The following is a 14,371-nucleotide window of genomic DNA, read 5'->3' as shown; positions in this document are numbered from 1 at the left end:
AAAACCATCAGCCAAACTGATGGTTTTTTCTTTTATAGACTTTGCGAACCTTGCGGTTAACCTAAAACGTCGCTTTTTGTTTTTCTACAAAATTATGCGCTTGTAATTCTAGTAATTCCGTTGCTTTTTTGCGTTGCAGATCGTACAGGTTTTTGTCTCCGGAAATATCAGCATACACTTTATCGTGCATTTCGGCGCTGGTTTTTACTAATAATTCACGCTGGTATTTATTTTGTGCCAAAGTCGCTTTCATTGCGGTTTCGGCTTCTTCTTGTTTAAAATCAAATTCGCCTTTTGGAGCTAGTAATTTTGCAATAATCGGAGAAGTTTCAATCGCCAAAAACAGCAGCATAATAAAAAACGAAGGTAGCCAAGGCAATTTATTCAACGCATTTATTCTGGCCATTAAACCTTCAAAACCTTCAATAATAGGCTGTGTTTGCAATACTTTTTTATCTAAATCGGCCTGCAGTTGTTTTCCTGTTTTTTCTTTCTCAGCAATTTTAGCTTCGTTAGTTGTTTTTAAAGTGGCTAATTCTTTTAAAGATGCGTCGTGCTTTTCGCGTTTTTCCTTATAAACCGGACCTTTACCCAATTTTTTTGTTCCCGTAGTTCCTTCGGCTTCGGTAATATAAGTTGAATAAAGTGCGTTTACTTCTTTCTCTTTCGTCAGAATATCGGCTTTTAAAGAAACAATTTCAGCTTTATTTTTATCTAAATCAGATTTGAAATAATTGCCAACTTGTTTTTTGTTCGCCAATTCCATTTCGTTTTTTTCCTTCAATAAAACAGTATTGATTTCTTTTTCGAAAATTTTAATCTCCAAAGGTTTAGAAATTACAATTGCAATAATAATCGCCAGTATAATTCTGGGAGTCGCCTGCAGGAATTCATCCATGAAACGATCTCTTTTTTTAATTGTCGAAACAATAAACCGGTCTAAATTAAAGATTAGTAAACTCCATACAAACCCAAAAATTAAAGCAGGATAAATAGAGTCAAAAACAGTAAAAAGTGCATAAGCACTGGCAAGAAAAGCCATAACGGCAGTAAAAAAAACGGTGGCCCCAATACCAACATATTTGGTTTGCTCGCCTTCTGAGCAGCCTTCGAGTACATCTCTGTCGGCTCCGGAACAAAGGATAAAAAATTGTTTTAACATGATTGATGATTTTTGATTGTGATTGATAAGGCAAATTTAACGCCAAAAATTTAATTCTCATGTAAATAGTTGATTTGTTTTTAGTTGTAAATCAATTATTTGAAGTTTAGATGTTATTTAAAGATTAATAAGATTCTGTTTTGAAGGATTAATCATAACATTATATTAATTTTTTCCAATGGTTTTAGTAATACAAAGGTTCTAGTTTCGCAGCAAAACAAACCAAACACAATGAAAAATTTTTATTTAGTAGTAACATTCTTTGTATTAACCTTGTCAGGTTATGCTCAAAAGGCCATAATATCCGGAAAGGTTTTAGATGCCGATGACAAATTACCTTTGCCAGGAGCAATGATTCAAATTGTTGGTGACAACAAATACACGGTTTCAGATTACAACGGCCGATTTGAATTGCTTAACATTAATATAGGAACTTATCAGGTTACCGTAAAATATATTGGATATACACCAATAACACACGAAATTACGGTTGAACAAGGCAAAAACAACGTTCTTGATTTTGCACTTAAAACTTCAGGAACAGAGTTGAATGAGGTTGTTGTTGGAGACATCTTAAAAGGTCAGGCCAAAGCATTAAATCAACAAAAAAACAGCAAAAATATTGGAAACGTAATTTCATCAGATCAGGTGGGGCGGTTTCCTGATGCCAACGTTGGTGACGCTTTAAAACGTGTTCCGGGTATCACGATGCAAAATGATCAGGGTGAAGCGCGTAATATTATTATCAGAGGTTTGGCTCCCTCCCTGAACTCTGTGACTTTAAATGGAGACCGAATTCCATCTGCAGAAGGAGATAACAGAAATGTACAAATGGACTTGATTCCTTCTGATATGATTTCGACTATCGAAGTAAACAAAACGCTAACTTCAGATATGGATGCTGACGCGATTGGAGGTTCTGTAAATTTAGTAACAAGAGCGACTCCAAACGGAGAAAGAATTTCTGCAACGCTTGCGGGAGGTTTTATGCCAATTCGCGAACATGCAACTTATACAGCAGGTTTGGTTTACGGAAATCGTTTTTTTGATAATAAATTAGGTGCAGTTTTTAGCGGATCATATAATAATGTAAATTATGGTTCTGATGATGTAGAGAACGAATGGGTAAAAGACGATTTTGGAAATGAATTTGTTCAGGCTTCTGAAATTAGAAAATATGATGTACAGCGTATTCGCCGTAGCGGTTCTGTGGCTTTGGATTATAAATTTGATGAAAACAATACCATTTTTGCCAATGCCATTTATAACTGGAGAGATGACAGAGAAAACCGTTTTAGAACAACTTATGACGATATTGAAGCCATTTATGATGGTGAAAATATTACCGGTTTTGAAGGTCGTGTAAAACGCCAGACAAAAGGCGGAGTTGACAACAGCAGAAACAAAAACAGAAGATTAGAAGACCAAAGAGTTCAGAATTATTCTATTCGCGGAGAGCATTTAATCAACTCAAAATTAGATTTAGACTGGTCTGCCAATTATGCAAAAGCCAGAGAATATCGCCCAGGAGAGCGTTATATCGAATACCGTCAGACAGGTTTGGAAATGTCTCAGGATTTATCTGATTTGAGATTTCCTTTGGTTACACCAACCGGAGAAGCGGTTGATCAATTCGAATTTAATTCGGTTACAGAAAATACAGATGAAACTAGCGAAAGTGAATTTGGTGCAAAGGTAAATATCCGTTTTCCATTCTCAATTATTGCTACAGAAAAAGGAAGAATCAGAACCGGCCTTCGTTTGAGAATGAAGGAAAAAGAAAGAAACAATAACTTCTTTTCTTATGAACCCGTAAACGGCGGAATGGATTTATTATCTGAAGTTCCAACTAGCTTTTATGATGGAAAAAACTTCAATCCGGGAAGTAAATATGTTCCAGGAACTTTTGCTTCGGCAAGTTTTTTAGGAAGTCTTGATTTGAATAATTCAGCATTATTTGATAAAGAAGCAGATCCTGCAGAATTTTTAGCAGTAAATTATAATGCCAAAGAAAACATTTATGCAGCTTATGTAAGATGGGATCAGGATTTTAACGATAAACTTTCGATGGTGTTAGGTGTTCGTGTAGAGAATACGCACATCGATTACACCGGAAATCGCGTTTTGGATGAAGAAGAATTAGAGAGCAAAATCAATACTACAAATGCTTATACCAATGTATTGCCAAGTATTTCATTTCAATATAATGCCACAAAAGATTTAGTTTTAAGAGCAGCTGCCACTACAGCTTTGTCAAGACCAAACTATTATGCACTTGCGCCTTACGTAAACAATATTGCTGCTGATAAAGAAATTACAGCAGGAAACCCGGATCTTGATGCAACGTACTCTTACAATTATGATTTCATGGCCGAGAATTATTTCAAATCTGTTGGATTAATTTCCGGAGGTGTTTTCTACAAAAGATTAAATGATTTCATCTACAATTATAGTGACAATCAATATACTGATGCAAAATTTGCTGCAGATTTTCCTAATCAGGCAAACCCAATTCCGGCTGGCGAAAACTGGTCGTTTGTACAGTCAAGAAACGGAGATGTAGTTGATGTTTACGGATTTGAAGTTGCTTTTCAACGTCAGTTAGATTTCTTGCCGGGGAAATTTTTGAAAGGTTTTGGTATTTATTTGAATTATACTTACACCAAATCGAAAGCAAAAGGAATTGCCGATGAAGACGGAAATGAAAGAAACGACATTAGTCTTCCGGGTACAACGCCACATATGTTTAACGGATCATTATCTTGGGAAAACAAACGTTTTTCTGCCAGAATTTCAACCAATTTCACTTCTGATTATTTAGATGAATTAGGTTCAGAATCATACAAAGACAGTTATTATGACAAACAATTTTTCTTAGATGCCAATGCTTCTTATAAAATTACGTCGCACCTTCGCATCTTTGCCGAAGCCAACAATTTAACCAACCAACCATTACGTTACTACCAAGGTGTAGAAGCGCATACTAAACAAGCAGAATTCTATCAGGCGAGATATAATTTCGGTTTGAAGTTTGACTTGTAATAATCAATTTATAAAATTCTTAAATTAGACAGGACTTAACGGTTCTGTCTAATTTTATTAAATGAAAATCATAATGAAACATAAATCTATACTCGCTTTTTTCCTTTTAAGCACTTTATTAATAGCCTGTAAAGACGATAAATTAGCACCCGTTGCCGCAAATGCTGTAAAACCAACAGCCGTTACGGAAGCTTTACCACACGACACAGATGATCCTTCAATCTGGATTCACCCAACAGACGCTACAAAAAGCATAATTGTGGGAACAGATAAAGATACAGACGGCGGTTTGTATGCTTTTGATTTGAATGGAAAAATCCTTAAAAAATCAATCCCTTTAAAAAGACCAAATAATGTTGATATTGCTTACGGTTTACTAATTGATGGAAAAAAAGTAGACGTTGCCGTTACAACAGAACGTGAAAGCAACAAAATCAGAATTTTTAGTTTACCTGATTTAAACCCAATTGACAATGGCGGAATTACTGTTTTTGAAGGTGAAGAATTACGTGACCCAATGGGAATTGCGTTGTACACACGCCCGAGCGATAAAAAGATTTTTGCTATTGTGGGAAGAAAATCAGGACCTTCAGGAAGTTATTTATGGCAATATGAACTTTCTGGCGCTGGAAAATTTGCAACAGCAAAAGTGGTTAGAAAATTTGGCGCTTACAGCGGAAAAAAAGAAATCGAAGCCATTGCTGTTGATAACGAATTAGGAACTGTTTTGTATTGCGACGAACAATTCGGAATCAGAAAATACAAAGCTGATCCTGCTTTAAATGATAATAAAGAATTGGTTCTTTTTGGAAAAACAGGTTTTAAAGCAGACAACGAAGGAATCGCGATTTACAAAAAAACAGATTCTACCGGATATATTTTAGTCTCTAACCAACAGGCGAATACCTTTATGGTTTACCCAAGAGAAGGTGCAAAAGGAAATCCTAACGAATATCCTCTATTAGCAGAAATCCCTACATCAACTATAGAATGTGATGGTGCCGATGTGACAAGTATAAACTTAGGAGGAAAATACAAAAACGGACTTTTCGTAGCCATGAGCAACGGAATGACTTTCCATTATTATGCCTGGGATTTAATGCAAAAACGTATCGACGGGAAGAAATAAGTTGTCTTTTGTTTCAGGTTTCAAGTTTCAAGTTTCAGGTTCAAACTAAAACTTGAAACTTGAAACAAACAAAAAAGCTGTTCATCACTGAACAGCTTTTTTTAGTTTGAATTAGTAATCTTCCTTATTCTGTTTTAGGCGCACCCGCTAAAATTTCAGCGTTGGCGAACTCTTCAAATTTGGCAAAATTCGCTTTGAATTTCTGCGCCAATTCGATTGCTTTTTTATCGTATAACTCAGGATCTTCCCAAGTATTTCTCGGATTTAAAATTTCACTTGGAACATTCGGGCAAGATTGTGGTTTTGCAATTCCAAATACTGCGTGATTTTCGAACGCTACATTATCAAGTTCACCTTTTAATGCAGCTGTAATCATGGCGCGAGTATATTTTAGTTTCATACGCGTTCCTGTTCCGTATGCACCACCTGTCCAGCCAGTGTTGATTAACCAAACTTTTACATCTGCATCTTTCATTTTTTTAGTTAGCATTTCAGCATAACGAGTTGGGTGCAAAGGCATAAATGGTGCTCCAAAACATGCTGAAAAGTTAGGTTGTGGTTCTGTAACTCCCGCTTCAGTTCCGGCAACTTTTGCAGTATAACCTGAAATAAAATGGTAAGCTGCCTGACCTGGAGTCAATTTTGAAATTGGAGGCAAAATTCCGAAAGAATCTGCCGTTAAGAAAAATATATTTTTAGGATTATGTCCTATAGATCCCGGTTGAATATTATCAATATGTGTTATTGGATAACTTACACGCGTATTTTGAGTGATAGAAACATCATCATAATCTACTTCGTTTGTTCCTGCTTTAAAAACTACATTTTCTAAAAGAGCTCCTTTTTTGATCGCTCTAAAAATGTCTGGTTCATTTTCTTCAGATAAGTTAATCACTTTCGCATAACAACCACCTTCAAAGTTGAAAACAGTATTTTCGGCAGTCCAGCCGTGTTCGTCATCACCAATTAATTTACGATCAGGATCTGCAGATAAAGTCGTTTTTCCTGTTCCTGACAATCCGAAGAAAATCGCAGTATCTCCATCTTCACCAACATTGGCGCTGCAGTGCATTGGCAATGTATTTTCGAAAACCGGTAAAATAAAGTTTAATGCAGAGAAAATTCCTTTTTTCATTTCTCCAGTATAACCCGTTCCTCCAATTAAGGCTACTTTTTTAGTAAAATCTAAAATAGCAAAATTCGACTGACGTGTTCCGTCTACAGCAGGATCTGCCATAAAACTTGGCGCACAAATTACGGTCCATTCTGGTGTAAAGTTGGCTAATTCAGAATCTTCTGGTCTTAAAAACATATTGTAACAAAACAAATTAGACCAGGCCGTTTCTGTAACTACACGAACATTCAATCTATAATTTGGATCTGCACAAACGTATGCATCACGAACAAATACTTCTTTATTCGATAAAAATTGAGTTACCTTATTATATAATTTTTCAAAAGCTTCTGATGAAAACGGAATATTTACATTTCCCCACCAAACTTTATCTTCTGTTATGCTGTCTTTTACGATAAAACGATCTTGCGGAGACCGTCCTGTAAATTCACCCGTATTAATTGCCAGCGCTCCTGTAGAGTTCTCAACACCTTGTCCTGATTGCACTGTAATTGCATGCAATTCGTCTGCAGATAATTGATAGTGAATCTTGGCATTTTCAATTCCTAGTCCAGAAAGCGAAATCGATTGCGTGAAAAGTGTGTTAGTGTCCATAAATTTGTAGTTGTGTATATTATTTTTTTATTGCACAAACATATTTTACTTTGAACTTTAAGCAGTTAGCCTAAAGATATTGAATTGTTATATTTTTTATCAATATTGATAAAAAGCAATAAAAACTCACATAAGTAATGTTTTATGTTATTTATGAGACAAAATTAAAGATTAATTTTTAGATAGAATTTTTTATTCGGTATTTTATGATTTTTGCCTCAAAATACTAACAAATAATCCCAACCAAGCAAGAATTAATAAAAATCCACCCAAAGGTGTTGCGAATACGATAATTTTAGAATCGAAAACTGTAAGATTTTTTGTAGCTAATAAATAGATAGATCCGCTAAATAAAATTACACCGGCAACGGCTAAATTATAGATGGTTTTTATCGTTTTTTGAGAAAGTTCTTTTCTTGTAGAAAGAAAAAACAAAAAGAAAGCATGGTACATTTGATAACGAACTCCAGTTTCGAAAGTCACCAATTGCTCGACAGATAAATATTTCTTAAGCAAATGCGCTCCAAAAGCGCCTAAAATAATAGCTAACATTCCTATAAAAGCACCAGTAAGGATAATTTTTCTTTTCATATTTTTCTATACTTTCAATTTACATACAAAAATACTTCAAACTATTGGAAAAGCTTTTCTACTTTCTGAAAATGTTTTCACGAAAAAGAATTCTTTAGTATTTTATCTGAAATAAAAAAGATTTCATTTTTTTGAATTAATTTGATTGTTATATTTATAACAATTTAATATATTTGTGTTATAAATATAAAACATGAGAAGCATTTTAATTTTTGGAGCCGGAAGGTCAGCCTCTTCATTGATACGGTATTTGTTATCAAAATCAGAAAGTGAAAACCTGCATTTGGTTGTAGCTGATTTATCTTTGGCTTTGGCCGAAAAAAAGACACAAAATCATCCCAATGCAACTCCAATTGCTTTAAATATTTTTGATACCGAACAAAGAAAAGCGGCCATAGAAAAAGCATCAATCGTTATTTCGATGTTGCCGGCTCATTTACATATTGAAATTGCAAAAGATTGTTTAGAGTTTAAAAAACACCTTGTAACGGCATCATACATTAGCGATGCCATGCAATCATTAAACGAAGAAGCTATAAAGAATAATTTAATTTTCATGAACGAAATTGGTCTTGATCCTGGAATCGATCACATGAGTGCCATGAAAGTTATTGACGAAATTAGAGCAAAGGGCGGTAAAATGCTACTTTTTGAATCTTTTTGCGGCGGTTTAGTGGCTCCGGAATCAGACAACAATCTTTGGAATTATAAATTTACCTGGGCGCCTAGAAATGTAGTTTTAGCAGGACAAGGCGGCGCGGCCAAATTTGTTCAGGAAGGCACTTATAAATACATCCCGTACGGAACTTTATTTCGCAGAACTGAATTTCTTGAAGTCGAAGATTACGGAAAATTTGAGGCTTATTCCAATCGTGATTCTCTAAAATACAGATCAATTTATGGTTTAGATGATATTCTGACTTTATACAGAGGAACCATCCGAAGAGTTGGTTTTTCGAAAGCCTGGAATATGTTTGTACAATTGGGCATGACGGATGATAGTTACATCATGGAAGATTCTGAAAACATGAGTTATCGCCAGTTTACAAACTCTTTTTTGCCGTATCATCCAACAGATTCTGTTGAAATTAAAACACGATTGATCCTAAAAATCGATCAGGACGATATTATGTGGGATAAACTTTTGGAATTGGATTTATTTAATCCTGACAAAAAAGTAAATCTTCCCAATGCAACTCCGGCTCAAATATTAGAAAAAATACTTTCAGACAGCTGGGCACTTGAACCAGATGATAAAGATATGATTGTAATGTACCATAAATTCGGTTATGAATTAAATGGCGAGAAAAAACAAATCGATTCAAAAATGGTTTGTATTGGAGACGATCAAACATACACCGCAATGGCAAAAACGGTTGGATTGCCTGTTGCAATGGCAACTTTACTGATTTTGAATGGAAAAATCACAACTCCCGGCGTACAGCTTCCTATAAATAAAGAAGTGTATTTGCCTATTTTAAAAGAATTAGAAGGGTATGGCGTTATTTTTAACGAACAAACCATGCCTTATTTCGGCTATAATCCTGATCTATTTTAGTGATGGCTTAGTTTTTTTTTGAGAATTTTTTTTTAGTTTTTAATTGATCCGCTTCCTTTTTAAGAAAGCGGATTTTTTTGTTAAAGCCGCAAAGGTCCATAGCAACAAAGGTTCAAAGGTTTCATGAAATAGCTAAAAACTTTGTCGCTCTGCACCTTTGAATCTTTGAACCTTCCTAAAAAACTATTTATCTGTTTGCACTGTTATTGGCATAGTGTACAAAACACGCGCTGGCTTTCCATTTATAGAACCCGGAATCCATTTTGGAGAAAGTTTTATGGTACGAATTGCTTCATTTCCTATACCGTAGCCCAAATCTTTCACAATTTTAAATTCAGATAAACTTCCATCTCTTTCTACCATAAATTCGATTATAGCTTTACCTTCTAATTTCTGTTTTAAAGCTTCTGCAGGTATTTTAAAATTCATGCCTACAAGTTTATAAAACGCATCAATTCCGCCCGGATATTCTGGTTGCTTTTCAATCGAATCGTTTATGCCTTTCACTATCAGTTTGTCATAATCTGATTTGTCTTTCACCTTCTGCGCAATAGTTTCTGAACTGAAAACAAACAATGATAATACACAAACAATACTTACAATCAATACTTTAAACGTCATTTTAAATCGGGATTCTTTTTTATTCATCATAATAAGGCGTTTTTTGGTTATTAAATAATTAAGATTACTGGCTAATGCTATCGTATTTTTATTGGAAGCAAAATTCAATAGCAGCTTTTGATACCTTGTAACCGACTCAAATTGAGTATTAACCTCTTCATCAGCTAAAAATTCATGATTCAGTTTTATTGCTTTTTTGAATAAAATTATAAGCGGGTTAAACCAAAAAACAATTTGTAAAACTTCTATAAAAAGAATATCCAAAGTATGTTTTTGTTTTAAATGTGCTTTTTCGTGCGCTATTAATTCTAATGGAATTTTACCGGTTTCAAATTCTTCTTTATTGATAAAAACTGAATTCCAAAATGAATGCGGTAATGTAGGTTCTTCTATTAAAACTACTTCTACGTCATTCAATAATTGCTTGCTATTGATTTTAGTTTTATTATAAAAAGAATACAAGTTCACAAAAAACTGAACCGTAAATAACAATACAACAATGAGGTAAATTATACTTAAAACAGAAATCATAAGCTGTTCTGAATTATCATTATTTAAAACTACGTTGCTGGTTCTAATGACAACTCCATCGAGTTGAATTACAGATAATGTATTCCCCAACAAAGGTCTAACCGAAATTAATTGCAACGGAATTACAAAACTAAAAACCAAACTCAACAACAAATAAGCGCGATTAAAACGAAACATTTTTTCGTTTTCAAGCCATAATTTATACACTGCATAAAAAATCAAAAGCAGCATTCCTGATTTTAAAAGATAATTTATCATTTTTTCTTTTTTTGAATTTGCGAATCGATTATTTTTTTGAGTTCTTCTAATTCTGAAGTAGACAAATTGGTTTCTGTAGTAAAAAATGAAGCAAATTGCGATGCCGAATTATTAAAGAAATTGCTAATTAAACCGTTTACATGTTTGGAGAAATAAACAGTTTTTTTTACTAAAGGATAATATTCCCGAGAATTTCCGAATTCATTATACGCTACGAATTTCTTGTCGATCATTCGTTTTAAAAGCGTTGCAACGGTTGTTGTTGCCGGTTTTGGTTCCGGATACGCTTCGAGTAAATCTTTCATAAAAGCTTTTTCAAGCTTCCAAAGATGCTCCATTAATTGTTCTTCTGAGTTTGATAATTGTGTCATTATTTAATGTTTTCAAGTTTTTCAGTTTCAGGCAATTCCTTTTTATAAGCTTCTAAATTCCAGTCAATATTCATTTTTGCCGCATATTCAGCCATAGTACCAAGCCCAACTTCAGCACGTCTCTTATCTACATTATCCGGATCTATCATCGGCGATATGTATAATTTATTAGTCGTTTTATTTTTCGAAGACTGGCTTCCATAAATTTGTCTTCTTCCTTCTCTTAAGGCTACTCTATCTTCCAGGTATGCCAGATTTCCTGGATTTGCATTACCTTTCTTAACAGCCTCTCGCATCATTGGCAAATATTTTTGCTGATATTTTAAATCAGAATGTTGTATAACCAAAAACAAGGTTTGATTGGCCTGTGCTCCAACAACATCTTTTCCAACCCAGCCTTTTTCACCTAAAATCTTTATGACCTTAATGAGATTAATGCTGTCTTTTTTTCTCATTAATTTGCCAATGCTGTCGATTTTCTTTTTATCCGAATTAGGGTCTTTATAAATTTTCATAAAATCTCCACGAATACCCTGATCCTCTGTATAAATATCCAAAAGTTCTTTTTGCAGCGGTTTATCATAATTAGCACTCAGAATATCCATTCTCTTCTGAAGTTTATCAATTGTCACTTTCCACTCTTTTTTATCATGCAAAGCTTTTAAATCACTATCGATTTTTATATGAGCAATGTTTTCATAACCATTATCAATTGCTAAATCCAGCCACTTAAAAGCTTTATCTTCATCATTGCTTAAAGCTGCAGCGCACGCACCATTATATAAATCTGAAGATGATTTGTGTTCAATTTTAAATGCCTTTTCATAATAACCAACAGATCCTTTATAATCTTTCGCTTTATAACAATCATCACCTTTTGCTACAAATTCTTTATAGGTTTGAGACTGCATCAATCCAATATTCATAGTAATAAAAAAGAAAGCAATTAGTTTTTTCATAGGTTTAAATCGATTAGTGGTTATTTTATTTTTTGTTCCGAGATTAATTCACCGTTATTATACTTTTTGATTTCGGTTAGTTTTCCTTTATCTGAATAAAATTTCCAATCTCCAAAATAAAACCAATGCATTTCTACAGAATTAGATTCTAATTTTGTTTTTCCCTTAGATTGTACTTTTCCGTTTTCATAATAATATTTAACCGTGCAAATTCCGTTTTTGTATTTTTCGATTTTATAGATTTTCCCGTTTATGTAAGATTTCCATTTTTTTACGGGTTTATCGTGTTTGTAATATTCAAATGATTTGTATTGAATACCGTCTTGTGTATAATCATCAATCCAAACACCTTCTTTTTTCTTGTCAATCTTTTGATTAATTGGCTTGCTTTTGCAATTTGAAAGCATCATTCCAAAAAACAGTACGATTAGAAATTGTTTCATTTGAATATTTAACTCTACAGTTATAGTCGTTGTTCTACAAATGTAGAGATTAATTTTTAATATGCAAGAAAAAAGAAACAAAGTTGCAGAGGTACAAAGGAACACAGATGGAAATCGGCTAGTTTTTTTGAATTGCCCCCAGCTTTAGCCGGGTTTATAATAAATGCAAAAAAATGGCTTTAGCCAAATAATTATGTTTTAGGAACTAAAAAATTTCGGCTAAAGCCAATTACTTTCTATAAATAAACCCCTATCTAAAGCTAGGGGCTATTCAATTTTGATGCTAAAAACCTTTGTAGCTTTGAGCCTCTGGACCTTTGAGCCTCTCTTTGCGCGTTAGGGATAGGAGCGGTATCCTTTTTTGTGGCAGAAAAAGCCACAAAAAAGATATAGCGGATAGCCCGACCGAAGGGAACGCCCATAAAAAAATCCGCTCATTGCTGAACGGATTTAATATTGGAAAATCTTTGTGCCCTAGTGCCTTCGTGGCAAACTCTTACTTACTTAATTCTACAAAATACTTGTAAAACAACGGAATAGTCTCAATTCCTTTTAAGTAATTGAAGATTCCGAAATGTTCGTTTGGCGAGTGAATCGCATCTGAATCTAAACCAAAGCCCATTAAAATGGTTTTACTTTTTAATTCTTTTTCGAACAAAGCCACAATCGGAATACTTCCGCCTGAACGAACTGGAATTGCAGGAACTCCAAACGTTTCTGTGTATGCTTTGTTTGCCGCCTGATACCCAATACTGTCAATTGGCGTTACATAACCCTGGCCTCCGTGATGTGGCGTTACTTTTACGGTAACTCCTGCCGGTGCAATGCTTGTGAAATGTTTCGTGAAAAGATCTGTAATTTCATGCCAATCCTGATTTGGAACCAAACGCATCGAGATTTTAGCAAATGCTTTACTCGCAATAACCGTTTTTGCTCCTTCACCCTGATATCCGCCCCAGATTCCGTTTACGTCTAATGTTGGACGAATCGAGTTGCGTTCGTTGGTTACATATCCTTTTTCACCATAAACATCGTTTAGGTTTAAGGCATTTTTATATTTTTCTAAGCTAAAAGGCGCTTTTGCCATTTCGGCTCTTTCTTCTGTTGATAATTCCTGAACTTTGTCGTAGAATCCCGGAATTGTAATATGATTGTCTTCGTCATGAAGTGAAGCGATCATTTTGGCCAAAACATTAATTGGGTTCGCCACTGCTCCACCGTATAAACCTGAATGTAAATCACGATTTGGACCTGTAACTTCAACCTCAACATAACTCAATCCGCGTAAACCTGTCGTGATAGATGGTTGTTGGTTAGAAATCATTCCGGTATCTGAAATTAAAATAACGTCGTTTTTCAGTTTTTCCTGATTGCGTTCTACAAACCAGGCCAAACTTGCAGAACCTACTTCTTCTTCACCTTCGATCATAAATTTTACGTTACAAGGCAACGTATTGCTTTGCACCATATATTCTAAGGCTTTTACGTGCATGTACATTTGTCCTTTGTCGTCACAGGCTCCACGGGCGAAGATTGCGCCTTCAGGATGAATTTCTGTTTTTTTAATAACCGGCTCAAAAGGTGGCGATGTCCATAATTCGATTGGATCTGGCGGTTGAACATCATAATGACCGTAAACAAGAACTGTTGGTAAATTTGGGTCGATTATTTTCTCTCCATAAATAATTGGATAGCCCGGAGTATCGCAAATTTCGACTAAATCGCAGCCTGCTTTTGATAAACTTTCTTTTACGGCCTCGGCAGTATCGATAACATCTTGTGAATATGCAGTGTCGGCACTTACCGACGGAATCTTTAATAATTCGATCAATTCGTTGATAAACCGATCTTTATGTTGTTGAACGTACGACTTAATATTTTCCATTTAAATTATTTTTATAGAAATTCAAAAATACAAAAAAGAGAATTAATATTTTTTTTCAAAAAATGCTTTGAAATTTAGAAGTTATGATTATC

The 14,371-nt window shown here is 34.4% G+C and carries 11 protein-coding genes; 3 read left to right on the top strand and 8 right to left on the bottom strand.

The features are described 5' to 3' along the window. Nucleotides 1-61: 61 nt before the first annotated feature. Nucleotides 62-1,162, bottom strand: a complete 1,101-nt coding sequence (locus RT99_RS03655; protein WP_042563369.1) for a DUF4407 domain-containing protein — start codon at nt 1,160-1,162, stop codon at nt 62-64. 231 nt (nt 1,163-1,393) lie between these two features. Here RT99_RS03655 and RT99_RS03650 point away from each other — a divergent pair, with 231 nt between their 5' ends. Both RT99_RS03650 and RT99_RS03645 read left to right on the top strand, forming a co-directional pair. After that, nucleotides 1,394-4,204 carry a TonB-dependent receptor gene (locus RT99_RS03650; RefSeq protein ID WP_042563368.1) on the top strand — a complete coding sequence of 937 codons (2,811 nt, stop codon included), beginning with the start codon at nt 1,394-1,396 and terminating at the stop codon, nt 4,202-4,204. A gap of 73 nt (nt 4,205-4,277) precedes the next feature. Then, a complete protein-coding gene (locus RT99_RS03645) occupies nt 4,278-5,333 on the top strand; it encodes a phytase (RefSeq protein ID WP_042563367.1) in 1,056 nt (351 codons plus the stop codon). Nucleotides 5,334-5,457: 124 nt separating this feature from the next. Here the strand turns inward: RT99_RS03645 and pckA are convergent, their stop codons facing one another. Both pckA and RT99_RS03635 read right to left on the bottom strand, forming a co-directional pair. Beyond that, nucleotides 5,458-7,062: a phosphoenolpyruvate carboxykinase (ATP) gene (pckA, locus tag RT99_RS03640; protein ID WP_042563366.1), complete on the bottom strand. Its 1,605-nt coding sequence runs from the start codon at nt 7,060-7,062 to the stop codon at nt 5,458-5,460. Nucleotides 7,063-7,266: 204 nt separating this feature from the next. After that, nucleotides 7,267-7,653 carry a DUF423 domain-containing protein gene (locus tag RT99_RS03635; protein ID WP_042563365.1) on the bottom strand — a complete coding sequence of 129 codons (387 nt, stop codon included), beginning with the start codon at nt 7,651-7,653 and terminating at the stop codon, nt 7,267-7,269. Nucleotides 7,654-7,846: 193 nt separating this feature from the next. Here RT99_RS03635 and RT99_RS03630 point away from each other — a divergent pair, with 193 nt between their 5' ends. Continuing rightward, nucleotides 7,847-9,211, top strand: a complete 1,365-nt coding sequence (locus RT99_RS03630; protein WP_042563364.1) for a saccharopine dehydrogenase family protein — start codon at nt 7,847-7,849, stop codon at nt 9,209-9,211. Between the two features lie 183 nt (nt 9,212-9,394). On the opposite strand, the gene RT99_RS03625 is transcribed toward RT99_RS03630, so the two are convergent. From RT99_RS03625 to RT99_RS03605, 5 genes are all read right to left on the bottom strand, one after another. Then, nucleotides 9,395-10,621 (bottom strand): M56 family metallopeptidase, encoded by a 1,227-nt coding sequence (locus RT99_RS03625; RefSeq protein ID WP_042563363.1) that lies wholly within the window; start codon nt 10,619-10,621, stop codon nt 9,395-9,397. Then, nucleotides 10,618-10,992 carry a BlaI/MecI/CopY family transcriptional regulator gene (locus tag RT99_RS03620; RefSeq protein ID WP_042563362.1) on the bottom strand — a complete coding sequence of 125 codons (375 nt, stop codon included), beginning with the start codon at nt 10,990-10,992 and terminating at the stop codon, nt 10,618-10,620. Before RT99_RS03620 ends, RT99_RS03625 begins: the two co-directional genes overlap by 4 nt. After that, complete coding sequence (locus tag RT99_RS03615) at nt 10,992-11,951, bottom strand: DUF6624 domain-containing protein (RefSeq protein ID WP_042563361.1); 960 nt, start codon at nt 11,949-11,951, stop codon at nt 10,992-10,994. Before RT99_RS03615 ends, RT99_RS03620 begins: the two co-directional genes overlap by 1 nt. 20 nt (nt 11,952-11,971) lie before the next feature. After that, complete coding sequence (locus RT99_RS03610; protein WP_042563360.1) at nt 11,972-12,394, bottom strand: hypothetical protein; 423 nt, start codon at nt 12,392-12,394, stop codon at nt 11,972-11,974. Between the two features lie 496 nt (nt 12,395-12,890). Next, the gene (locus RT99_RS03605; RefSeq protein WP_042563359.1) at nt 12,891-14,279 is read right to left on the bottom strand and encodes a dipeptidase; all 1,389 of its coding nucleotides are present in this window, start codon (nt 14,277-14,279) and stop codon (nt 12,891-12,893) included. Between the last annotated feature and the right edge of the window lie 92 nt (nt 14,280-14,371).

The organism is Flavobacterium sp. MEB061 (genome assembly GCF_000834715.1).
GTDB classification, from domain to species: Bacteria; Bacteroidota; Bacteroidia; order Flavobacteriales; family Flavobacteriaceae; genus Flavobacterium; species Flavobacterium pectinovorum.
The sequence above is the reverse complement of the archived record's forward strand: the minus strand, read 5'-3'. Positions and strand labels throughout refer to the sequence as shown.

Coding starts and splice junctions, on each gene's coding strand:
- RT99_RS03635 (WP_042563365.1), bottom strand. CDS start 7,653: ATGAAAAGAAAAATTATCCTTACTGGTGCTTTTATAGGAATGTTAGCT.
- RT99_RS03620 (WP_042563362.1), bottom strand. CDS start 10,992: ATGACACAATTATCAAACTCAGAAGAACAATTAATGGAGCATCTTTGG.
- RT99_RS03645 (WP_042563367.1), top strand. CDS start 4,278: ATGAAACATAAATCTATACTCGCTTTTTTCCTTTTAAGCACTTTATTA.
- RT99_RS03615 (WP_042563361.1), bottom strand. CDS start 11,951: ATGAAAAAACTAATTGCTTTCTTTTTTATTACTATGAATATTGGATTG.
- pckA (WP_042563366.1), bottom strand. CDS start 7,062: ATGGACACTAACACACTTTTCACGCAATCGATTTCGCTTTCTGGACTA.
- RT99_RS03625 (WP_042563363.1), bottom strand. CDS start 10,621: ATGATAAATTATCTTTTAAAATCAGGAATGCTGCTTTTGATTTTTTAT.
- RT99_RS03630 (WP_042563364.1), top strand. CDS start 7,847: ATGAGAAGCATTTTAATTTTTGGAGCCGGAAGGTCAGCCTCTTCATTG.
- RT99_RS03605 (WP_042563359.1), bottom strand. CDS start 14,279: ATGGAAAATATTAAGTCGTACGTTCAACAACATAAAGATCGGTTTATC.
- RT99_RS03610 (WP_042563360.1), bottom strand. CDS start 12,394: ATGAAACAATTTCTAATCGTACTGTTTTTTGGAATGATGCTTTCAAAT.
- RT99_RS03650 (WP_042563368.1), top strand. CDS start 1,394: ATGAAAAATTTTTATTTAGTAGTAACATTCTTTGTATTAACCTTGTCA.
- RT99_RS03655 (WP_042563369.1), bottom strand. CDS start 1,162: ATGTTAAAACAATTTTTTATCCTTTGTTCCGGAGCCGACAGAGATGTA.